Below are 20,310 nucleotides of genomic sequence, written 5' to 3' on the forward strand. Positions count from 1 at the left end.
CGTACGAGAAGCCTACGAGGGGCTCCTCGCGTCACCGGCTCAGGTGCGTGAGACCTTCCACGGCGCCGCCTGCGCGATCGGCTTGATGACCATGAGGTCGATGTTGACGTGCTGCGGGCGCGTGACCATCCAGCTGATCGCGTCGGCCACGTCGTCGGCGGTCAAGGGCTCCGCGACCCCCTCGTAGACGGCCTCGGCCCGCGCCTGGTCGCCGCCGAAGCGGACGAGAGAGAACTCGTCGGTGTGCACCATCCCCGGCGCGATCTCCGTGACCCGGACCGGCTCGCCGTTGAGCTCGAGGCGCAGCGTCTCGGTGATCATCGCGACACCGTGCTTGGCCGCCGTGTATCCGGCGCCCCCTTCGTACGCGAGGTGGCCGGCGATCGATCCGACATTGAGGACGGTGCCCGCGCCGCTGGCGCGCAGTGCGGGGAGGAGGGCCTTGGTCACCCGCAGCGTGCCGATGACGTTGGAGTCGTACATCTGCTGCCACGCCTCGGGGCTGGTCCGTTCGATCGGCTCCTGGCCGACGGCGCCACCGGCGTTGTTGACCAGGACGGCCAGCTCGGGACCGACCGCTGCGGCCAGCGCGTCGACCGACGCCTGGTCGGTGACGTCGCACACGACTGCGGTGCCGCCGATCTCATTGGCCAGCGCCTCGACCCGGTCGGCGCGGCGGGCCGCGCAGAGCACGTGGAAGCCGTCGGCGGCCAGACGCCGAGCGGTGGCGGCTCCGATCCCACTGCTCGCTCCGGTCACGACCGCGGTGCGCCGGTTCTCGGCGGTGCTCTCCTGCATGCCTCAGATGCTGCCACGGGGGGCTTCCGACGGTGCGGGGAGTCCCGCTCGGGGCCTGGAACGCCTGCCTAGGATGGAGGCGTGACAGCCCTCCACGTCCGTCGTGTCGCCATGGTGTCGGCGCACACGTCGCCGCTCGAGCAGCCCGGCAACGGCGATGCCGGCGGCATGAACGTGTACGTGATGGAGCTGGCGCGTCAGCTGGCTGCCCGCTCGGTGGAGGTGGAGATCTTCACCCGGGCGACGTCCTCCGAGCAGCCTCCGGTCACAGAGGCGCTCCCGGGCGTCACGGTCCGCCACGTGCCGGCGGGTCCGTTCGAAGGGCTTCCCAAGGAGGACCTCCCGGCCCAGCTGTGCACGTTCGCCCGCGACGTCCTGCGCGCCGAGGCCACGCGGCCGGCCGGGTGGTTCGACGTCGTGCACTCGCACTACTGGCTGTCCGGCCAGGTGGGGCAGGTCGCCGCCGACCGGTGGGGTGTCCCGCTGGTCCACTCGATGCACACGATGGCCAAGGTCAAGAACGCCAACCTCGCGGTCGGCGACCTCGTCGAGCCGGCCGGTCGGGTGGCAGGGGAGGAGCAGCTCGTCGCCTCCGCCGACCGGCTGATCGCCAACACCGCCGACGAGCGCGACCAGCTGGTCACGCGGTACGCCGCCGACCCGCAGCGGGTCTCGGTCGTCCATCCCGGCGTCGACCTCGACCGCTTCCGGCCGACCGACAGGGTCGCGGCACGGGTGGCCCTGGGCCTGCCGCAGGACGCCGACGTCATCCTGTTCGCCGGCCGTATCCAGCCGCTCAAGGCCCCCGACGTCGTGCTCGAGGCCGCCGCGCACCTGATGGCGGGCGCTCGTCGCGACCGCACCGTCGTCGCGGTGGTGGGAGGGCCCTCCGGCAGCGGGATCGACCGGCCGACCGTCCTCCTCGAGCTCGCTGCCGCACTCGGCATCTCCGACCGCGTCCGGTTCGTCCCGCCGGTCGCGCAGGACCGGCTCGCGCTCTGGTACGCCGCGGCGTCGATCGTCTGCGTCCCCTCGCACAACGAGTCCTTCGGCCTGGTCGCGATCGAGGCGCAGGCGTGCGGCACCCCGGTGGTGGCGGCCAAGGTCGGTGGTCTGACGACCGCCGTCCACGACGGTGTGACCGGGCTGCTGGTCGACGGGCACGAGCCGGTCGACTACGCGGCGGCGTTCGCCCAGGTCCTCGACCAGTCGGGACTGCACGCCTCGATGCGGGAGGCCGCCGTGCACCACGCGCGGCGCTTCGGCTGGGACGTGACGGCCGAGCGTACGCTCGCGGTCTACGAGGACGCGGTCGGCCAGCCTCTGCCGTTGCCGACCGCCGTCGGTCAGTAACGCAGCGAAAGGGGACGCCGTGGACGGTCGTACGGAGCCGGACGAGCACGGCGCGCCATGGGCGGTCGCCGCGACGATCAGGAGCGCTCTGGCAGCAGCCGAGCTCGAGCACACGGAGTTCCGGCCGGGTGTCTTCGAGGTCACGCTGCCCGGCGTCCGCAAGCTCCAGACCACCTGCCGTCTCGAGGTCGGTGACCACGCACTCGGCATCCACGCCTTCGTCGCGCGTCGCCCCGACGAGAACCACGAGGCCGTCTACCGCTGGCTCCTCGAGCGCAACCTGCGGATGTACGCCGTGGCGTTCGCCGTCGACAGCGCGGGCGACATCTATCTCGACGGCCGCCTCCCGCTGCACGCCATCACCGAGGACGAGGTCGACCGCGTCCTCGGATCGGTGCTCACCTACGCCGACGACTCGTTCAACATGATCCTCGAGCTCGGGTTCGCCAGCTCGATCCGCAAGGAGTGGGAGTGGCGGCTCTCGCGCGGCGAGTCGACGCGCAACCTGGAGGCGTTCCGTCATCTGCTCGAGAAGGACTCGGCCCAGGGCTGACGGTGCCGTGCGGCCCGTTCAGGCCCGCTCAGCCCCGCACCCGCGCGAGGATCCGCGCCTCGGTCTCCGCGTCGATCCCCGCAGGCTGGCGCTCGGGGTGAGGCGACGCCGTCGGACCCTCGGCTCGCAACCACGTCCAGGTGTCCGCGACCGTCTCCTCGACCGGCCGGCACCGCAGCCCGGCCGCGTGGGCAGCCGAAATGTCACCGTCGTGCAGCCCGGCCAGCTCCCCGGTCGGGGGCACCCAGATCGGTAGGTCCACCCATCCGGTGACACCCTCCTCCAGGAGCACCTCGGCCGGCACCCAGACGAGGGTCGCGTCCGCCACCGTCACGGCCAGGCACGACTCGAGCAGCTCACGCGTCGTGGTGTGCCCGGGAGGGCTGACCACGTTGTACGTGCCTCCACCCTCGCCGCCCCGGCCGGCTGTCTCGGCGCGGTCGAGCATCCACCCCGCGAGGTCCCGTCCGTCCACGTACTGGAGCGGTCGCTCGCCCGGGCCGGGAGCGAGCACGTCCCCGCCCGCAGCGACTCGCCGCAGCCACCAGGGAAGGCGGCCGACGACCTCGTACGGGCCGATCACCAGCCCCGCCCGCGCCAGCAGCGCACGGTCGCCGAACGCGTCGAGGACCGCAAGCTCGGCGCCTCGCTTCGCCGCCCCGTAGTCGTCGGCGGTGGTGGCGTCGGGATCGCCGTCGACGACAGGAGCACTCTCGTCGGCCCCCGGCACGAGCGGCCAGGCGTAGACCGACCGGCTGGAGACGTAGCCGTAGTGCGACACGCGATCGGCCAACAGCCGTGCGGAGTCACGCACCACGCTCGGCTCGTCCGACCAGGTGTCGAGGACGGCGTCCCACGTCTCACCGGCGAGCGCGTCGGCGAAGGCTCGGGCGTCGCGGCGGTCGGCGTACCGGGCGTCGGCACCCCGCGCGGGCGATCCGCTGGTGCCCCGGGTCACGGTGGTGACGTCGTGGCCACGGGCCAGCGCGGCCTCGACGGCGGCGCGGCCGACGTGGTGGGTCCCTCCGAGGATGAGCAGGCGCATGTCTCGAGCCTGGCCGATCGCGCGCCCGGGCGGCAAGGTCTTCCGCTCAGGGCGGAGCCGTCGTCGCTAGGGTGAGCGCATGAGTGCCTACACCCTCGTCCTGCTGCGCCACGGCGAGAGCCAGTGGAACAAGAAGAACCTCTTCACCGGCTGGGTCGACGTCGACCTCACCGAGAAGGGTGAGGCCGAGGCCCGCGCCGCGGCACTCCTGATGGCCGAGGCCGGTCTGTTCCCCGACGTGATGCACACGTCGCTGCTGCGCCGCGCGATCCGCACCGGCCAGATCGCCCTCGACGGCATCGACCGCCACTGGATCCCGGTGCGGCGGTCGTGGCGGCTGAACGAGCGCCACTACGGGGCGCTCCAGGGCAAGGACAAGAAGGCGACGCTGGAGGAGTTCGGCGAGGAGCAGTTCATGAAGTGGCGGCGCTCGTACGACGTGCCGCCGCCGCCGTTGGACGCGGACGCCGAGTTCAGCCAGTTCCACGACGTCCGCTACGCCGATCTCCCTCCGGAGGTCCGGCCGCGTACGGAGGCGCTCGCCAACGTGCTCCACCGGTTCCTCCCGTACTGGTACGACGCGATCGTCCCCGACCTGCGGCTGGGGCGGACGGTCCTGGTGGCGGCGCACGGCAACTCGCTGCGGGCGCTCGTGAAGCACCTCGACGACATGTCCGAGGAGGCCGTCGTCGGCCTCAACATCCCGACCGGGATGCCGCTGCTGTACGAGCTGGACGAGGACATGCGGCCGCTCACCAAGGGCGGCCGCTACCTCGACCCGGAGGCGGCTCGCGCCGCGGCCGAGGCGGTCGCCAACCAGGGGCGCTGACACCTGTCCGGCGTCGAGATGGCGCTGGTCCTCCTCGCGGGGGTCGGCGCGGGTGTCATCAACACGATCGTCGGCTCGGGGACCCTGATCACCTTCCCGACGCTCGTGGCGTTCGGGGTGCCGCCGGTGACGGCGACGATGAGCAACGCGGTGGGCCTGGTGCCCGGCAACATCACCGGCTCGTTCGGCTACCGGCGAGAGCTCGCCGGGCAGGGCTTCCTCGTCAGAAGGTTCCTGCCCGCCTCCCTCCTCGGCTCGCTCGTCGGGGCGTACCTGCTGCTGAACCTTCCCGAGGACACGTTCATCGCGGTGGTGCCGGTGCTGCTCGTGGTGGCGCTGGTCATGGTCGTCGCGCAGCCGCCGCTCCAGAGGTGGCTCAAGGCGCGGCGCGAGGCCAGCGGCGTCGACGAGGTCGCGCTCGACGCGATGAGCCGGCCGCGCAGTCTTGCCGCGCTGGTCACGGTGTTCGCGTGCGGGATCTACGGGGGCTACTTCGCCGCTGCCCAGGGGATCCTCCTGATCGGGCTCCTGGGGATGCTGGTGCCGTTGGCGCTGCAGCGCATGAACGCGCTCAAGAACGTGCTCGTGCTGGGGGTCAACGTGGTCTCGGCGACGACGTACGTGGTGGTCGCCACCTGGGGCGGTGGGACGCACCCGATCGACTGGACCGCCGTCGGACTGGTCGCCGCGGGTTCGCTGGTGGGCGGGTACCTCGGCGCCCGCATCGGGCGGCGTCTCCCGTCGCTGCTGCTCCGAGCCTGCATCGTGGTGCTCGGCCTGGTCGCGCTCTACACCATCATCGGCATGCGCTGACCGCCGACGGTTGCGGAGGACCCGACGCTCAGACCTGAGGCACCTCGCCGGTCACCTGGTAGACAACGCGGCGCGCGATCGAGACCGCGTGGTCGCCGGTCCGCTCGTAGTAGCGCGCGAGGAGCGCGACGTCGACCGCCGACTCCACCCCACCGGTCCAGCCGTCGCCGAGCAGCCGGTGGAACATCGTCCGATAGAGACTGTCCATCTCGTCGTCGGCCGAGAGCAGCGCGGCCGCGGCGTCGAGGTCGTGGGTTCCGAGCACGATCGCGACGGACTCGAGCATGCCGCCGGCGACCCGGGCCATCTCCGCCACCGTCGGTCGGGCCTCCGCAGGGACCGCCAGCTCCGGCATGCGCATGCGGGCGAGCTCCGCGACGTGGACGGCGAGGTCACCGATGCGCTCGAGGTCACCGGCGATCCGCAACCCGGCCACCACGCGACGGAGGTCTGTGGCCACCGGCTGTTGAGTCGCGAGCAGGGAGATCGCATCGCTCTCGCACGACTCACGGGCGGCGTCGATCACCGCGTCTCCGCTGATGACCAGCTCGGCCGCGCCGAGGTCCCCGTCGAGGAGGGCCGCGCTCGCCCGAGCGAGCGAGAAGCGCACCGCCGTGGTCATCGCCACGAGGTCGGCGTCGAGCGCATCCAGCCGGTCGTCATAGAAGTCGCGCATGCTCGGACCCTAGGGAGTCCAGGTGAACCGTCACCGACCTGCGATGAACGAGCGGTGAACTCTGGACGAACGACCCCGTCGGTCGCCCCGCACGTTCATCAAGGATCAGGGCCCCTGCGTACGATCGAGGTGTGGAACCGGACATCGCGTTCGCGTTCGGCGCCGCCGTAGGCCTTCTGATGGGGGCCGGGGTGTTGTGGGCGTGGCGCTACAGCGAGCGGCAGCAGGAGCACATCCCGGCCCGGCCCGAGCCCGAGGTCCCGGCCGGCGCCGAGGCCGTCCTTGCCGTCCTGCGCTCGTCGGCGGTCATCGTCGACGCCGCCGACAGGGTGGTGAGGGCCTCCGCCCCGGCGCACGCCATGGGTCTGCTCCAGGACACCCGCCTCGAGCACGAGACACTCCGCGACATGGTCCGGCTCGTCCGGCGCGACGGTCAGGTCCGTACGGAGGAGCTCGCCCTCGGGCTGGGACGCGGCGGTCAGCGGCACGTGCTCGTCCGGGTCGCTCCGCTCACCTCGCGCCTGGTGCTCGTGCTCGTCGAGGACCGGACCTCCGAGCGGCGCGTGGAGATGATCCGCCGCGACTTCGTGGCCAACGTGAGTCACGAGCTCAAGACCCCGGTCGGGGCGCTCAACCTGCTGGCCGAGGCCGTCGGCGAGGCTCGCGACGACCCGGAGGCGGTCGTCCGGTTCAGCGGACGGATGAAGCGCGAGGGCGCTCGCCTCACCCGCCTCGTCCAGCAGATCATCGAGCTCTCCCGCCTTCAGGGCGACGCCCTGGTCGAAGACCCGCACGAGGTCGACGTCGCGACGCTGGTCGCCGCGGCGGTGGAGCGCAACGCGGTCGACGCGGAGGCCCGGGGGATCGACGTCGCCGTCCGCAGTGCCGACGACCTGTACGTCCACGGTGACGGCGAGCAGCTGCTCCAGGCGGTCAACAACCTGGTCGAGAACGCCATCGCGTACTCCGAGGAGGGCACGAGCGTGACCGTGGACGCCGCTCGCGTCGACGACGAGGTCCGCATCGCCGTGCGAGACCAGGGCGTCGGCATCGCCCAGGCGGAGATCGAGCGGATCTTCGAGCGCTTCTATCGCGTGGATCCGGCACGGGCGCGCAGCACGGGTGGCACGGGGCTCGGCCTCTCGATCGTCAAGCACGTCGCCGCCAGCCACGCCGGTGCCGTCGAGGTGTGGAGCGAGCCCGGCCACGGCTCGTCGTTCACGCTGGTGCTGCCGGCCGCGGCCCGCACGCGCGACCTCGACGACGACGCATCCGCCTCGTCCGACGCCCAGACCCCGGTACGCCCGTCCGCCCAGGAGGCACGCCCATGACCCGAGTGCTCGTCGTCGAGGACGAGGAGAGCTACATCGACGCGCTGTCGTACGTGCTGCGCAAGGAGGGCTTCGAGGTGGCCGTCGCGACCGACGGCTACGCGGCGCTCGAGGAGTTCGACCGCACCGGAGCCGACATCGTCCTCCTCGACCTCATGCTCCCCGGCATCAGCGGGACCGAGGTGTGCCGCAAGCTCCGTGCGTCGTCGTCGGTGCCGGTGATCATGGTGAGCGCCAAGGACTCCGAGGTCGACAAGGTGGTCGGTCTCGAGCTCGGCGCCGACGACTACGTCACCAAGCCGTACAGCCCTCGCGAGCTGGTCGCCCGGATCCGGGCGGTCCTCCGCCGCGGCGCCGACCAGGGTGCCGCCGATGACACCGCCCTCGAGGTGGGCCGGGTCAGGATGGACGTCGACCGGCACGTGGTCACCGTCGACGGCGACGAGGTCCGGCTGCCCCTGAAGGAGTTCGAGCTGCTGGAGCTCTTTCTCCGCAACGTCGGGCGGGTGCTCACGCGGGGTCAGCTCATCGACCGCGTCTGGGGCTCGGACTACGTCGGCGACACCAAGACGCTCGACGTCCACGTCAAGCGGCTCCGCGCCAAGATCGAGCCCGATCCGTCACGCCCCTCGACGCTGGTGACGGTGCGAGGGCTGGGATACAAGTACGACGTCTAGGACGCCGATGGCCGGCGGCCGGCTGCTCTGCCGCACGAGGCGCGACGTCCGTGGTGGCCCCTAGGCTGATCGCATGAAGACACGGATCGGGACCCACGTCGACCAGGCCCACCCCTTCGACGACGTCGACCGGGTCGGCGCCGACGTCGCCCAGATGTTCTTGGGCGACCCGCAGAGCTGGAAGTGGCCGAAGTACGAGTACGCCGGCGGCGCCGACGGGCTCCGTGACGACGCGGCGGCGCGAGACGTCCCGCTCTACGTCCACGCTCCCTACCTGCTCAACGTGGCGAGCCTCAACAACCGCGTGCGCATCCCCAGCCGCAAGCTCGTCCAGAACGCCGTCGACGGTGCCGCCGCGATCGGTGCCGCGGGGGTGATCCTCCACGGTGGCTACGTCGAGTCCGAGGACGACCTCGACAAGGGGTTCGACAACTGGCGCAAGGCCGTCGAGGCGATCGACGCCAAGGTGCCGGTGCTTCTCGAGAACACCGCGGGAGGCGACTACTCGATGGCGCGACGGTTCGAGCGGATCGAGCGGACGTGGGAGGCGATCCAGGCCGGCGGTGCCGGAGACTCGTGGGGCTTCTGCCTCGACACCTGCCACGCCTGGGCGGGCGGCATCGAGCTCGAGGGCATCGTCGACCGGATCACGGCGGTGACGGGCAGGATCGACCTCGTGCACTGCAACAACAGCCGCGACGCCTTCGACTCAGGAGCCGACCGCCACGCTCACCTGACGGCAGGGACGATCCCGCCGGAGCTGCTCGTGGACGTGGTCCGCTCGGCTGGTGCGCCGGTCATCATCGAGACCCACGCCGACGACCAGACCGGCGACGACATCGCGTGGCTCCGCGACCAGGTCGCGCAGTAGCGACCCGACCTCAGTCGGTGCCGGCGCCCTCGTCCTCTTCGCCGGGGGTGTCCTGGTCGACGGCCGAGGACGCCTTCGGCGTGGCGGGGCTGGTGGGGGTGCTCGCGCCCGGCTCGGCCACCGAGTCATACATCGGGATCCGGGTCACGATGGGGAGCTGCATGTCGACGTCACCGGCGTTGGCGAACGTGTAGGTGATCACGAGGAACTGGCCGGCGAAGAGCTCCGAGCCCTCGATGACCACCTGAGGCTTGGTGCCGAGCGTCTCCAGACGGCGGGCCGGGACCGGCACGGGACCGTCGAAGGTGACGTCGACCGGTGTGCCGTCGAGCGTGCTGACCTCGACCTCGACAAGCCGGTCGGCCTTCAGCGCCTGGTTGACCAGGCCGGCTGACAGCGTCCCGGAGCCGTCCTCGTTCTTCACGAAGAGCGCGTTGAGCACCTGGACGTCGCTCGAGCGGTCGTCGGTGCCGACGCTGGCCTCGTAGACGGAGTTGGTCTGTGCCTCGAAGCCGGTGCCACATCCTGCGAGGAGGACAGCGAGTCCGCCGACGACGGCGGTGGCGAGAGCACGGCGGGAGCGAGTGAGCACAGCCCGACCCTTTCTTCATTCCTACGAGCGCGACCAGGTGGTGCGCGGCGACGCACCCAGCGTATCCGCGGGCCGCCCGGGCCGTGCGACGAGGTCGTGCGGACACCCTCGACTGCCACTCCGGCGAGACTTTGTCAAGTCCCGATGAGGCTCCTGACCTGCAGAAACGATCCGGAGGGCTGTGGTTCCCCGTGTTACCCTAGTCACCTAAGAAAGGGCTATGGACATATGACTTTCACTGTTGGCGAAACGGTTGTCTACCCCAATCACGGTGCGGCGGTCATCGAGGACATCGAAGTCCGCACGATCAAGGGCGAAGAGCGTCAGTACCTCGTGCTGCGCATCGTCGCCCAGAACGATCTCGTCGTACGGGTGCCGGCGTGCAATCTCGACCTGGTCGGGGTGCGCGACGTGGTGGACAAGGAGGGGCTGGACCGGGTCTTCGGTGTGCTTCGGGCGGAGCACGCGGAGGAGCCGACCAACTGGTCCCGTCGTTACAAGGCCAATCTCGAGAAGCTGCACTCCGGTGACGTGATGAAGGTCGCCGAGGTCGTGCGTGACCTGTGGCGCCGCGAACGCGACCGGGGTCTCTCGGCAGGCGAGAAGCGGATGCTGGCCAAGGCGCGTCAGATCCTCGTCTCCGAGCTCGCGCTCGCCGAGAACACCAACGAGGACAAGGCCGAGACGCTGCTCGACGAGGTGCTTGCGTCCTGACCTGATCGTGGTCCTCGACCACTCGTGACGAAGCCGCTGCCGTGACTATGGCAGCGGCTTCGTCGTGCGACGGCGTTTCTTATTCCGGCTGTTGCGTGCCGTAACCGGTACGAAACCCGCGCTGCCTAGCGTCGCGGCATGGCGACGTCGGGCGGAGTGGCGACCTGGGTCAAGGTGTGCGACGCGGGAGAGCTCGTCGTGGGCATCGGTGTCTCCGCACTCGTCCGCGGCAAGCAGGTGGCGCTGTTCAAGACCGGTGAGCGAGAGCTTCGTGCCGTCGGCAACCGCGATCCCTACTCCGGGACCCAGACGATGGCCCGGGGCCTGGTCGTCGAGCGAGACGGGCGGACCCTCCTGGCCGCACCGGCGGGTCGAGAGCTGTTCGACCTCGAGACCGGCGTCTGCATCGACGACCCGATGACCAGACTCGCGCTCTATCCGGTGCGTCTCGTCAATGGATTTGCCGAGGTGTGCATCACCGTACGGGGATGACGATCGCCGTGGCGATCGCCGCGGCACCCTCTCCGCGCCCGGTGAGACCGAGCCCGTCGGTCGTCGTCCCGGACACGCTCACCGGCGCTCCGACGGCGTCCGAGAGCACCCGCTGCGCCTCGTCGCGCCGCGTCCCGACCTTGGGTCGGTTGCCGACGAGCTGGACGCTCACGTTGCCGATCGTGAACCCGGCGTCGACGACCCTGCGGGCGGTCTCGGTGACGAACGCGACGCCGGAGGCGCCGGCCCACTCCGGATCGGACGTCCCGTAGTTGCTCCCGAGGTCGCCGAGTCCCGACGCTGCGAGCAAGGCGTCGCACACGGCGTGAGCGACCACGTCGGCGTCGGAGTGCCCCGCGAGTCCTGCCGGTTCGTCGGGCCACAGCAGTCCGGCGCACCACATGGGTCGTCCGGCCTCGTACGCGTGGACGTCGGTGCCGGTGCCGACGCGGGGGATCGGGGAGTGCGCCATGGGGCCATCATCGCGCGCCGTCCGGTCGAGCGGGCGACCGGCGGGCCGCGCGCCCCTCGGGTCAGCCGGCCGAGAGGACCTCGGCCGCCGAGACCGCCCCGTGACGGTCCTGGATGACGTCGGCGAGACGCCGGATCTCGTCGTCGCTGATCTCGACGCCGACCTCCTCGACGCCGCGGCGCAGCTCGTCCTCGACCGTGCCCTCGGTCGCGCCGTCCTGCCACGAGGTCACGCGGTCGACGACGGCCTGGATGGCGGTGATCCTGTCCTGTTCAGTCATGGCCGATCGTTACCCACGCTGGCCGGCGCCATGCCCGTCGCGTCGTACCGGCTCGTCCTCACCAGCGGTGACCGGTGATCGTCGGCAGCGCCCTGCCCGTCCGGATCACGTACGCCGTGCCGCCGCTGCCGCGCAGCCACGCCCGCTCGAGCTGGGCCCGGCGATACACGCGCCGGACGCTCGAGACCCGGGGAGCGGCAGGGTCGTTGACGATGACGTCACCCGTGGCGGTGAACCCGCGGATCACGAAGAGGTGGCCGGCGGTGGAGCGGATCGGCGCACCGGTCAGACCGCCACGGCCGAAGGCGACCGACACCACCAACGGGATCCCCGCCCTCACGAACGCCTCGGCGTCGCGCAGCGAGGACAGTCGCGCGACGAACGCGTCGGCACCCCGGGTGCCGGCATAAGCGGTGTTGAAGCCCCAGTTGCCCGTGCCCCCGTAGCGGACGTCGTACGTCCGGCGGGCGCCGTGCACGACGAAGCGTTGCCTGATCCCGCGTCGGACCCACGCGTACTGCGCCTTCGTCGGCCCTCTGCCCAGACTGCGCAGGACCATCGTGGTCGAGGTGGGGGAGCACCACGCGGCTCCGCCTCCGTCGTACTGGCGGTACTGACCGCGGTGCACCATCTGCGAGTACCGCGGGACGGCGAGCTCGACCGTCCGCCTCATCGTGGTCGCCGACACCGGTCTCGCCGACCTCGCCGCGGCCGACGCGACGGCGCCGACCGAGAGCAGGCGAGGCTTCGCCCTCGACCTCACCGGGCGGAGCAGGGTGACGCGCACCTGCCAGGCCGCGACGCGCGCGCTCCCGTTCGCCCGGACGGCATCGGTCACGACACGGGCGACGTCGTCGGACTGGGCCGGCCCCGACGTGCGGCGGACCGTGCTCTCCTTCTCTGCCCACCGTCCGAGGGTGTCCCAGCTCCCGGTGCGCCCGTTCGTCGTCCGCACCCGCACGGAGACGATCAGGGCGGACCTGCCGGGGGTGCGCGCGTTCCAGGACGGCACCACCTCGTCGGCACCGAAACCGGTCGACGACCAGGCCGAGGTCCAGCGGGCCTTCTCGTAGGTGCGCCCGGCGAGCCTGGTGCGGCCGGTTGCACGCGAGAACCGCACTGCGCCACCGCTGACGCTCGTGCCGGCGGTGCTCCCGGTCGACAGCTGCCCCGAGGTCGTCCACCGCTGCGAGGCGATGCGCGGGGCCGCGGCCTGCGCCGGGGCGGTCATGGTGCCCGCCACCAGGCCGGCACTGGTCAGGGCGCTGGCGAGGACGAGCGAGGTACGAACCGTACGGTTGCGCATTGATCGATGCTAAGTCGGATCAGGGCAAGCCACTACTCTGGTCAGCGTGACCGTGCGCCTCTACGACTCTGCGACCATGCAGACCCACGCCCTCGAGCCCCTCGTCCCCGGACGGGTCGGCATCTATCACTGTGGGCTCACGGTCCAGGGCCCGCCACACCTCGGCCACATCCGCAAGGAGGTGGCCTTCGACGTGCTGCGGCGCTGGCTGACCCACGAGGGCCTCGAGGTCACGCTGGTCGCCAACGTCACCGACATCGACGACAAGATCCTCGTCAAGGGCGCCGAGCAGGACCGGCCGTGGTGGGCCGTCGCCTACGAGAACGAGCGCGCCCTGCACGCCGCCTACGACGTGCTGGGCTGCCTCCCGCCGACGTACGAGCCCCGCGCGACCGGGCACGTCCCCGAGATCATCGAGCTCGTGGAGACCCTGATCGACCGCGGCCACGCCTACGCCGCGCCAGACGGCTCGGGCGACGTCTACTTCGACGTGCGCTCGTGGCCCGACTACGGCGAGCTGTCGCACCAGAAGCTCGACGACATGCGCGACGCCGAGGACGCCGACCCGCGCGGCAAGCGCGACCCGCGCGACTTCGCGCTCTGGAAGGGGCACAAGGAGGGGGAGCCGGAGACGGCGTCGTGGCCCTCGCCGTGGGGTCGTGGCCGCCCCGGCTGGCACATCGAGTGCTCGGCGATGGCGACGAAGTACCTCGGCCCCGAGTTCGACATCCACGGCGGCGGCATCGACCTGCGCTTCCCGCACCACGAGAACGAGCTCGCTCAGGCCCGAGCGGCCGGCATGCCGTTCTCCCGGTCCTGGATGCACAACCAGCTCGTCCGCATCGGGGGCGAGAAGATGAGCAAGTCGGTCGGCAACTCCCTGCTGGTGAGCGAGGTGGTCAAGCGCTTCCGGCCGGTCGACGTGCGCTACTACCTGGTGGCCGCGCACTACCGCTCCGAGATCGACTACACCGAGGAGTCGCTCGCCGACGCTGCGACGACCTACCAGCGCATCGAGGGTTTCGTCCGCCGGGCGACCGAGGCGACAGGGGCCAGCACCGACCTGCGCGAGCTCGGCGGTGCGGTCACGCCGGGCTTCGCGGAGGCGATGGACGACGACCTGGCGGTGCCCGCAGCGCTCGCCCAGGTCCAGGAGCTGGTCCGCGACGGCAACAAGCAGCTCGCGGCCGGCGACGAGCAGCGCTATGCCCTGGTGAGCACGCTCTCGGCGGTACGGCGCATGCTTGACGTGCTGGGGCTCGACCCGTACGCGTCGCAGTGGGACGACGGCGGAGACGGCGCCGGTGCGGCTCACGCCGCACTCGGGACGCTCGTCGAGGCGCTGCTGGAGCAGCGGGCGACCGCCCGGACAGAGAAGGACTTCGTCACCGCGGACCGTGTCCGCGACCAGCTGAAGGCAGCTGGGGTCGAGGTCGAGGACACCCCCGCAGGACCACGCTGGTCCGTCGGCGGGGACCACGCGACGAACAAGGGACCAGTGAGCTGATGGCCGGGAACAGCCAGCGCCGGGGCGCGATCAACAAGGGCAAGAAGGGTGCGTCGGTCGGGACCGGCGGCCACCGCCGCCGGGGTCTTGAGGGCAAGGGGCCGACCCCAAAGGCCGAGGAGCGACCCAACCACAAGAAGTACAAGATGGCGCGCGCCGCCGACAAGCGCCGTCAGCCCGCACCCCGCAAGCGCGGGGACTCCAGCGAGTGGGCAGCCGGACGCAACTCCGTGGTCGAGCTGCTGCGCGCCGACGTGCCGGTGAGCACGCTCTATGTCGCCGAGGGCATCGACCGCGACGACCGCATCACCGAGATCCTCGCGCTCGCCGTCGACAAGCGCCTGTCGATCCTGGACGCGACCAAGGCCGAGCTCGACCGGTTCACCGAAGGCGCGGTGCACCAGGGCGTCGCGGCCAAGCTCCCGCCCTACGAGTACGCGCACCCCGACGACCTGCTCGCCGCCGCCGAGGAGGCAGGTGAGGTGCCGCTGATCATCGTCGTCGACGGCATCACCGACCCGCGCAACCTGGGAGCGGTGATCCGCAGCGCCGCCGGCTTCGGCGCACACGGGGTGGTGATCCCGGAGCGGCGCACAGCATCCATGACGGCCTCGGCATGGAAGACGTCCGCCGGTGCCGCGGCAAGGGTGCCGGTGGCCCGGGCGACCAATCTCACACGGCAGCTCAAGGCGTACGCCGAGCAAGGCCTGATGATCGCCGGTCTCTCGGCCGACGGCGACGTCTCCCTGCCCGATCTCGACCTCGCCGACGGCCCGCTCGTCCTGGTGGTCGGGAGCGAGGGCAAGGGCCTCTCCCGCTTGGTGTCGGAGACGTGCGACGTGCTCGTGTCGATCCCGATGGCGTCGTCGCTGGAGTCGCTGAACGCGGGCGTCGCAGCCGGCATCGCGTTGTACGCGATCGACCAGCGTCGGCAGGTTTAGCGACGGTCCGCTCGGGCAACGGCAATCGTTATCGCTCGTCTGGAACCCGTACGTTTAAGGGATGACTGCTGAGCTGACACTAGGGGCCGAAGAAGAGCTTCATCTGATCGACCGCGAGAGCCGGACGCTGTCGCCATCCGCGCCGCGGCTGCTGTCCCGGCTGCCGGGTGAGAACTTCTCGGCCGAGCTCCAGCGGTCGACGATCGAGACCAACACCAACGTGGTGACGGGTCTCGCGGGGCTTCGCGAGGAGCTCATCTCCTTGCGCAAGCAGCTGATCACGGTCGCCGAGTCAGAGGGAATCGGCGTCGCCGCCGTCGGCACGGCCCCGCGGTCCTCCTACGACGAGGACTTCGGGCTGACCGCCACCGGCCGGTTCGGCCGGATGCAGCAGGAGTACCGGTTGCTCGTCAACGAGCAGCTCATCTGCGGGACGCAGATCCACGTCGGCGTCTCCGACCGTGACGTCGCCATCGACATCGCGCAGCGGATCGGCCGCGACCTGCCGACCCTGCTCGCGCTCTCGGCCAGCTCGCCCTACTGGAACGAGCAGGACACCGGCTACGCGAGCATGCGCACGATCCTCTGGGGGCGCTGGCCCACCACCGGGGCCCTGCCACCGCTCGGGTCGGCGAAGGAGTACGAGGCGCTCCTCGACGACCTGGTCGCGAGCGGCGTGATCGCCGACGCCAAGATGGCCTACTTCGACGTCCGTCCGTCGTCGCACGCGCCGACGCTCGAGCTGCGGGTGGCCGACGCGTGCCCGGTGGTGGACGACGCGATCTTGATCGCCGGTCTCTTCCGCGCGATGGTGCGGGCCGCCGAGCTCGACATCGAGCACGGTGTTCCGTACACGCCGGTGCCAGCGCCGTTGCAGCGCGCGGCAACCTGGCAGGCTGCCCGCGCGGGCCTGGCGGGCAGCCTGCTCGATCCGAGCACGCACGCCGAGCGGGTCCCCGCCCCGGGCGTGGTCCGGTCGCTGATCGAGCGACTGCGCCCGGCGCTGGAGGAGCTCGGCGACTACGACGAGGTCTCCGAGCTCGCCGCGCGGACCCTGGCGCAGGGCACCTCGGCGGACCGTCAGCGTGCCGCCTTCGCCGAGAGCGGGTCGCTGGACGACGTCATGGACCAGGTCGTCGCCGAGACGCACGGTCCGCCGTCGGGGCTGCCGCCGGAGGTTCCGGCACTGCGGTCCTACCCGGCCCGTGCCGGTGACGAGGTGATCGGGCTCGGGTCGCGTCCGCGGCCCGTCTACAGCGACGTGATGGCCTACATCCGCGACCGGAGCCGCGAGGACCTCGAGAAGCTCCAGCACCAGCGCGACACCTGGTCGGACGACGAGGGCCTCACGGTCGTCCTCGACGGCGAGACCAACCGGTTCGAGGTCGACCTGGTGCCGCGGATCATCAACGCCCACGAGTGGGAGATGCTCAGCGAGGGCCTCGAGCAGCGCGCTCGCGCACTGGAGATGTTCCTCCAGGACGTGTACGGCCCGGGTCGGGCGCTCGCTCACGGCGTCGTGGCCGAAGCCGATCTCCACTCCTGCCCGGGGTGGCGCGAGGACGGGACCCGGTTGCCGCAGGCGGTGGTGCGGGCGCCGATCATGGGCTTCGACCTGGTGCGCAACGACCGCGGCGAATGGCAGGTGCTCGAGGACAACCTGCGCAACCCCAGCGGCCTGGCCTATGCGGCCGCGGCGCGGGAGATGCTCGACACGGTGGTCCCGGACATGCCGCGACCGGCCGGTCTCATCGATCCTCGTGCGTCGCTGCCGATGGTCGGCCAGACGTTGCGGGCCTGCGTCGAGCGTGCCGGTGTCGGCGCGGGGGACGAGGGCGCCCTCGTCCTGCTCGCGACCGGACCGTCCAGCGTCTCGTGGTACGAGCACCAGCGTCTCGCCAAGGAGGGCGGTCTCATCCTGGCGACGAGCGAGGACCTCGTCGTCCGTGAAGGCCGCGTACGCCTCGTCGACGGTGACCGCGCGGTCGACGGGATCTACGTCCGGCTGGACGAGGAGCTCGGCGAATTGACGACGGAGGACGGTCGGGCGCTCGGTGCCGAGATCATCGACGTGGCCGCGGCGGGAGCCGTGGTGCTCGCGAACGCTCCGGGCAACGGGGTTGCCGACGACAAGGCGACCTACCGCGTGGTCCCCGAGCTCATCGGCTACTACCTCGACGAGCGTCCGCTCATCGAGTCGGTGCCGACGTACCGCACCGATGACGACGACGAGCGGCAGATCGTCCTCGAGCGGGTCGACGAGCTGGTCACCAAGCCCGTCGACGGCTACGGCGGTCACGGCGTGCTCGTCGGTCCGCTCGCCTCGCAGGGCGAGATCGTGCGGCGGCGCAAGGAGATCGCCCGTGACACCGAGGGCTGGGTCGCGCAGGAGACGGTCGCGCTCAGCTCGCACCCGACGCTCGACCACGGCCGGCTGGAGCCGCGCCACGTCGATCTGCGCGTGTTCGTGCACGTGACCGGCACCGAGCCGGGTCAGGTCAAGGCCGTCCCGGTCGCGCTGACCCGCGTCGCCGGCCCCGGCAGCCTCATCGTCAACAGCTCGCAGGGCGGCAGCGCCAAGGACACCTGGATCATCCAGGACTGACCCGACACCCGCCGTCACGACGCGAGGCCCCGACCACCTGGTGGTCGGGGCCTCGCGTGCGTCGGGCGTACGGGGTGGTGCGGGCGGTCAGCGCCGGCGACCGGCAGAGGCGATCGCGGTGCCCAGGAGCAGTGCGGCGATCGTGGGGAAGAGCACGAAGCCGTAGAGCGGCAGGTTGACCAGCGGCTGCGAATAGAGCCAGTCCCAGTCACGGATCTCAGCGGCGGCACGGAAGATCTCCTCGCGCGCCAGGACGATCACAGCGGCGGGGACGGCGCCGTACAGGACAGCGGCGATCATCGGTCCGACCGGTGACAGCCGTCCCGCCGCGGCGGTCAGGAGCAGGAGGAGGCCGGAGACGGCCGCGACCGCTAACGGCCACGTCTCCCCGTCGCTGAAGGAGCGGAAGTTGGTCGCATCGAACCAGTAGCGGCCGAACGCCCAGTCGAAGCCCACGATCGCGACCGGGGGCAGGAGGAGTCCCGCCAGGAGGCTCACGACGTGGCGGGCTGCACCGCCGCGGCGGGGGGTGTCGTCCCCGTCGGTGGACGAGGATCCGGAGGAGGACGGGCCGTAGGGGTCGGCGTCGTAGGAACGTGAGTCGGAGGTGGGGATCGGCTTCGTAGGGCTCGCTTGGGGGCGATCGACCGGTTGGCTCATGACCGGCGAGCCTAGACCCCGAGGGGGTGGTCGGCCGACCACCGACGTCGGATACCGTGGTCGGCGATGATCTCCGTCGACCGTCTCACCAAGACCTTCGGCACCGTTCGCGCTGTGGACGACCTCACCTTCGAGGTCCGGCCAGGCGCGGTCACCGGGTTCCTCGGACCCAACGGAGCCGGCAAGACCACCACGCTGCGGATGCTCCTCGGCCTCGTGGCGCCCACGTCCGGAAGCGCGACGATCGACGGTCGGCGCTACGCCGACCTCGAGCGTCCCGGCCGGGTTGTCGGGGCCGCGCTGGAGGCCGCGAGCTTCCATCCGGGCCGGACGGCGCTCGACCACCTGCGGGTGTTCGCACCGTCGATGGGTGTGTCCGACGCCCGGTGCCGCGAGCTGCTCGCCATGGTCGGCCTCGCGGACGCGGCCGACCGCCGCGTCGGCGGGTTCTCCCTCGGCATGCGCCAGCGGCTCGCGCTCGCGACCACACTGCTGGGCGACCCTCCCGTTCTCATCCTCGACGAGCCGGCCAACGGCCTCGACCCCGGCGGCATCCGGTGGCTCCGCGAGCTGTTGCGGTTCTTCGCCGGAGAGGGCCGTACGGTTCTCGTCTCGAGCCACGTGCTGTCGGAGGTCCAGCAGACCGTCGACGACGTGGTGATCATCGCGCAGGGCAGGCTCGTGCACGCCTCCCCGCTGGCCGAGCTGGCGGCGATGGCGGTGCGGCACGTCGAGGTCGTCTCCCCTGATGCCGAGGCGCTGCGTGCGGTCCTCGACGACCGAGGGTGGTCGTACGCCCCGGCGTCACGCGAAGGCGTTCGCGGCTTCAATGTCTCCCAGGTGAGCGCGGCGGAGGTCGGTGCGGCCGCGTTCGGCGCCGGCGTCGAGCTGCACACGCTGACACAGCGCGAGGTCGAGCTGGAGGACGTGTTCCTGTCGCTCACCGGCCAGGACGGCACGCCCACCTCGACCGGCGCTCCCGCGGCTGCGGAGGTGGCCGCATGAGGGCCGCGCTCACCTCCGAGCTCCGGAAGTGGACGACCACCCGCCTCTGGTGGGTGCTGCTCGTGATCATGGCCGCCTACATGGCCTTCCTCGCGGTGGTGATGGCGTTCTCGCTCACGCTCGCGCCGACAGGAGGGACGGCGCCTGTCGGGGGTGTGGACGCGGCGCTGACCGTCTATACGCTCGGCAACGGGCTCGGATACGTCTTCCCCCTGCTCGCCGGGGCCATGTCGATGACGTCGGAGTTCCGCTACCAGACGATCACGCCATCGCTGCTCGGCGATCCTCGCCGCGGTGTCTTCCTCGGCGCCAAGCTCGTGTCGGCCGCCGTCATCGGACTCGCGTTCGGTGTGGTCGGCACGGCGGCCAGCGTGGCGGGCGGCGCACCGATCCTCTCCCTGCGCGGTGACGGCGCGTTCCTGACGGAGGGGGACGTCCTCGCTCCGATCGCCCTGTCGGTCGTGGCACTGGCGATCTGGGCATTCGTCGGTGTCGGGGTCGGGAGCCTCATCACCAACCAGGTCGCGGCCATCGTGGTCGTGCTCGCGTTCACCCAGTTCGTAGAGCCGATCCTCCGCGTCGGGTTCAGTGCTGTCGACGCGCTCGAGGGTGTGGCGAAGTTCCTCCCGGGCGCGGCGTCGGAGGCCTTGGTGGGAGCGAGCACCTACGCGTCGTTGGGCATGTCGGAGCTGCTCGACCGCTGGGCGGGCGCTCTGGTGTTCCTCGCGTACGGCGTCGTGCTCGCCGCGATCGGTCGATGGACGACGCTCCGGCGCGACATCACCTGAGG

At 71.2% G+C, this 20,310-nt stretch carries 22 protein-coding genes; 14 read left to right on the forward strand and 8 right to left on the reverse strand.

What is annotated here, in order from left to right; genetic code table 11:
* Window positions 1-39: 39 nt before the first annotated feature.
* Window positions 40-798, reverse strand: a complete 759-nt coding sequence (locus tag KV100_RS12475; protein WP_220343362.1) for an SDR family NAD(P)-dependent oxidoreductase — start codon at window positions 796-798, stop codon at window positions 40-42.
* A gap of 111 nt (window positions 799-909) precedes the next feature.
* Here KV100_RS12475 and mshA point away from each other — a divergent pair, with 111 nt between their 5' ends.
* A complete protein-coding gene (gene mshA, locus KV100_RS12480; protein WP_220343741.1) occupies window positions 910-2,151 on the forward strand; it encodes a D-inositol-3-phosphate glycosyltransferase in 1,242 nt (413 codons plus the stop codon).
* Window positions 2,152-2,170: 19 nt separating this feature from the next.
* Entirely contained in the window at window positions 2,171-2,704 is a 534-nt protein-coding gene (locus KV100_RS12485; RefSeq protein ID WP_374226663.1) for a YbjN domain-containing protein, read from the forward strand.
* A 28-nt stretch (window positions 2,705-2,732) separates the two neighbouring features.
* Here KV100_RS12485 and KV100_RS12490 read toward each other — a convergent pair whose 3' ends face one another.
* Window positions 2,733-3,749, reverse strand: a complete 1,017-nt coding sequence (locus KV100_RS12490) for an NAD-dependent epimerase/dehydratase family protein (RefSeq protein ID WP_220343363.1) — start codon at window positions 3,747-3,749, stop codon at window positions 2,733-2,735.
* A 79-nt stretch (window positions 3,750-3,828) separates the two neighbouring features.
* Between KV100_RS12490 and KV100_RS12495 the strand changes: the two genes are divergently transcribed.
* Window positions 3,829-4,578, forward strand: a complete 750-nt coding sequence (locus KV100_RS12495) for a phosphoglyceromutase (RefSeq protein ID WP_220343364.1) — start codon at window positions 3,829-3,831, stop codon at window positions 4,576-4,578.
* Between the two features lie 3 nt (window positions 4,579-4,581).
* Window positions 4,582-5,391, forward strand: a complete 810-nt coding sequence (locus KV100_RS12500; protein WP_374197355.1) for a sulfite exporter TauE/SafE family protein — start codon at window positions 4,582-4,584, stop codon at window positions 5,389-5,391.
* Between the two features lie 28 nt (window positions 5,392-5,419).
* On the opposite strand, the gene phoU is transcribed toward KV100_RS12500, so the two are convergent.
* Window positions 5,420-6,067, reverse strand: coding sequence for a phosphate signaling complex protein PhoU (gene phoU, locus KV100_RS12505; protein ID WP_220343366.1), 648 nt, complete (start codon window positions 6,065-6,067; stop codon window positions 5,420-5,422).
* A gap of 131 nt (window positions 6,068-6,198) precedes the next feature.
* Between phoU and KV100_RS12510 the strand changes: the two genes are divergently transcribed.
* From KV100_RS12510 to KV100_RS12520, 3 genes are all read left to right on the forward strand, one after another.
* Window positions 6,199-7,398 carry a cell wall metabolism sensor histidine kinase WalK gene (locus KV100_RS12510; protein WP_301021613.1) on the forward strand — a complete coding sequence of 400 codons (1,200 nt, stop codon included), beginning with the start codon at window positions 6,199-6,201 and terminating at the stop codon, window positions 7,396-7,398.
* Window positions 7,395-8,075, forward strand: a complete 681-nt coding sequence (locus tag KV100_RS12515) for a response regulator transcription factor (RefSeq protein ID WP_220343367.1) — start codon at window positions 7,395-7,397, stop codon at window positions 8,073-8,075. Before KV100_RS12510 ends, KV100_RS12515 begins: the two co-directional genes overlap by 4 nt.
* Before the next feature lie 73 nt (window positions 8,076-8,148).
* Window positions 8,149-8,946, forward strand: a complete 798-nt coding sequence (locus KV100_RS12520) for a deoxyribonuclease IV (protein WP_220343368.1) — start codon at window positions 8,149-8,151, stop codon at window positions 8,944-8,946.
* A gap of 10 nt (window positions 8,947-8,956) precedes the next feature.
* Here KV100_RS12520 and KV100_RS12525 read toward each other — a convergent pair whose 3' ends face one another.
* On the reverse strand, window positions 8,957-9,538 hold the full coding sequence (locus KV100_RS12525; RefSeq protein WP_220343369.1) for a hypothetical protein: 582 nt from the start codon (window positions 9,536-9,538) through the stop codon (window positions 8,957-8,959).
* A gap of 228 nt (window positions 9,539-9,766) precedes the next feature.
* Between KV100_RS12525 and KV100_RS12530 the strand changes: the two genes are divergently transcribed.
* Both KV100_RS12530 and KV100_RS12535 read left to right on the forward strand, forming a co-directional pair.
* Window positions 9,767-10,252 (forward strand): CarD family transcriptional regulator, encoded by a 486-nt coding sequence (locus KV100_RS12530; protein ID WP_220343370.1) that lies wholly within the window; start codon window positions 9,767-9,769, stop codon window positions 10,250-10,252.
* Between the two features lie 138 nt (window positions 10,253-10,390).
* A complete protein-coding gene (locus KV100_RS12535; protein ID WP_220343371.1) occupies window positions 10,391-10,744 on the forward strand; it encodes a nitrite reductase (NAD(P)H) small subunit in 354 nt (117 codons plus the stop codon).
* On the opposite strand, the gene ispF is transcribed toward KV100_RS12535, so the two are convergent.
* From ispF to KV100_RS12550, 3 genes are all read right to left on the reverse strand, one after another.
* On the reverse strand, window positions 10,728-11,216 hold the full coding sequence (gene ispF, locus KV100_RS12540) for a 2-C-methyl-D-erythritol 2,4-cyclodiphosphate synthase (RefSeq protein ID WP_220343372.1): 489 nt from the start codon (window positions 11,214-11,216) through the stop codon (window positions 10,728-10,730). The two genes, KV100_RS12535 and ispF, sit on opposite strands and share 17 nt — an antisense overlap.
* A 61-nt stretch (window positions 11,217-11,277) precedes the next feature.
* Complete coding sequence (locus tag KV100_RS12545) at window positions 11,278-11,496, reverse strand: hypothetical protein (protein WP_220343373.1); 219 nt, start codon at window positions 11,494-11,496, stop codon at window positions 11,278-11,280.
* A gap of 58 nt (window positions 11,497-11,554) precedes the next feature.
* Window positions 11,555-12,802: a C39 family peptidase gene (locus KV100_RS12550; protein ID WP_220343374.1), complete on the reverse strand. Its 1,248-nt coding sequence runs from the start codon at window positions 12,800-12,802 to the stop codon at window positions 11,555-11,557.
* A 46-nt stretch (window positions 12,803-12,848) separates the two neighbouring features.
* On the opposite strand from KV100_RS12550, the gene cysS reads away from it, so the two are divergent.
* The 3 genes from cysS (at window position 12,849) to KV100_RS12565 (ending at window position 17,855) form a co-directional block, all read left to right on the forward strand.
* Complete coding sequence (gene cysS / locus KV100_RS12555; RefSeq protein ID WP_220343375.1) at window positions 12,849-14,309, forward strand: cysteine--tRNA ligase; 1,461 nt, start codon at window positions 12,849-12,851, stop codon at window positions 14,307-14,309.
* Window positions 14,309-15,250, forward strand: coding sequence for a 23S rRNA (guanosine(2251)-2'-O)-methyltransferase RlmB (gene rlmB, locus KV100_RS12560; protein ID WP_220343376.1), 942 nt, complete (start codon window positions 14,309-14,311; stop codon window positions 15,248-15,250). The genes cysS and rlmB overlap by 1 nt, the downstream gene beginning before the upstream one ends.
* A 61-nt stretch (window positions 15,251-15,311) precedes the next feature.
* The gene (locus KV100_RS12565; RefSeq protein WP_220343377.1) at window positions 15,312-17,855 is read left to right on the forward strand and encodes a carboxylate--amine ligase/circularly permuted type 2 ATP-grasp protein; all 2,544 of its coding nucleotides are present in this window, start codon (window positions 15,312-15,314) and stop codon (window positions 17,853-17,855) included.
* 87 nt (window positions 17,856-17,942) lie between these two features.
* Here KV100_RS12565 and KV100_RS12570 read toward each other — a convergent pair whose 3' ends face one another.
* Window positions 17,943-18,515, reverse strand: coding sequence for a hypothetical protein (locus tag KV100_RS12570; protein ID WP_220343378.1), 573 nt, complete (start codon window positions 18,513-18,515; stop codon window positions 17,943-17,945).
* A 66-nt stretch (window positions 18,516-18,581) separates the two neighbouring features.
* On the opposite strand from KV100_RS12570, the gene KV100_RS12575 reads away from it, so the two are divergent.
* Window positions 18,582-19,520, forward strand: coding sequence for an ABC transporter ATP-binding protein (locus KV100_RS12575; protein ID WP_220343379.1), 939 nt, complete (start codon window positions 18,582-18,584; stop codon window positions 19,518-19,520).
* On the forward strand, window positions 19,517-20,308 hold the full coding sequence (locus KV100_RS12580) for an ABC transporter permease (RefSeq protein ID WP_220343380.1): 792 nt from the start codon (window positions 19,517-19,519) through the stop codon (window positions 20,306-20,308). Before KV100_RS12575 ends, KV100_RS12580 begins: the two co-directional genes overlap by 4 nt.
* Window positions 20,309-20,310: the final 2 nt, after the last annotated feature.

The organism is Mumia sp. zg.B21, from assembly GCF_019550855.1.
GTDB lineage: Bacteria > Actinomycetota > Actinomycetes > Propionibacteriales > Nocardioidaceae > Mumia.

What these genes read in the sequence shown, in the direction of transcription:
- KV100_RS12580 (WP_220343380.1), top strand. Translation starts at nt 19,517, where the DNA reads ATGAGGGCCGCGCTCACCTCCGAGCTCCGGAAGTGGACGACCACCCGC.
- KV100_RS12565 (WP_220343377.1), top strand. Translation starts at nt 15,312, where the DNA reads ATGACTGCTGAGCTGACACTAGGGGCCGAAGAAGAGCTTCATCTGATC.
- KV100_RS12535 (WP_220343371.1), top strand. Translation starts at nt 10,391, where the DNA reads ATGGCGACGTCGGGCGGAGTGGCGACCTGGGTCAAGGTGTGCGACGCG.
- KV100_RS12530 (WP_220343370.1), top strand. Translation starts at nt 9,767, where the DNA reads ATGACTTTCACTGTTGGCGAAACGGTTGTCTACCCCAATCACGGTGCG.
- KV100_RS12490 (WP_220343363.1), bottom strand. Translation starts at nt 3,749, where the DNA reads ATGCGCCTGCTCATCCTCGGAGGGACCCACCACGTCGGCCGCGCCGCC.
- mshA (WP_220343741.1), top strand. Translation starts at nt 910, where the DNA reads ATGGTGTCGGCGCACACGTCGCCGCTCGAGCAGCCCGGCAACGGCGAT.
- KV100_RS12520 (WP_220343368.1), top strand. Translation starts at nt 8,149, where the DNA reads ATGAAGACACGGATCGGGACCCACGTCGACCAGGCCCACCCCTTCGAC.
- ispF (WP_220343372.1), bottom strand. Translation starts at nt 11,216, where the DNA reads ATGGCGCACTCCCCGATCCCCCGCGTCGGCACCGGCACCGACGTCCAC.
- KV100_RS12475 (WP_220343362.1), bottom strand. Translation starts at nt 798, where the DNA reads ATGCAGGAGAGCACCGCCGAGAACCGGCGCACCGCGGTCGTGACCGGA.
- phoU (WP_220343366.1), bottom strand. Translation starts at nt 6,067, where the DNA reads ATGCGCGACTTCTATGACGACCGGCTGGATGCGCTCGACGCCGACCTC.
- KV100_RS12575 (WP_220343379.1), top strand. Translation starts at nt 18,582, where the DNA reads ATGATCTCCGTCGACCGTCTCACCAAGACCTTCGGCACCGTTCGCGCT.
- KV100_RS12515 (WP_220343367.1), top strand. Translation starts at nt 7,395, where the DNA reads ATGACCCGAGTGCTCGTCGTCGAGGACGAGGAGAGCTACATCGACGCG.
- KV100_RS12495 (WP_220343364.1), top strand. Translation starts at nt 3,829, where the DNA reads ATGAGTGCCTACACCCTCGTCCTGCTGCGCCACGGCGAGAGCCAGTGG.
- rlmB (WP_220343376.1), top strand. Translation starts at nt 14,309, where the DNA reads ATGGCCGGGAACAGCCAGCGCCGGGGCGCGATCAACAAGGGCAAGAAG.
- KV100_RS12570 (WP_220343378.1), bottom strand. Translation starts at nt 18,515, where the DNA reads ATGAGCCAACCGGTCGATCGCCCCCAAGCGAGCCCTACGAAGCCGATC.
- KV100_RS12545 (WP_220343373.1), bottom strand. Translation starts at nt 11,496, where the DNA reads ATGACTGAACAGGACAGGATCACCGCCATCCAGGCCGTCGTCGACCGC.
- KV100_RS12550 (WP_220343374.1), bottom strand. Translation starts at nt 12,802, where the DNA reads ATGCGCAACCGTACGGTTCGTACCTCGCTCGTCCTCGCCAGCGCCCTG.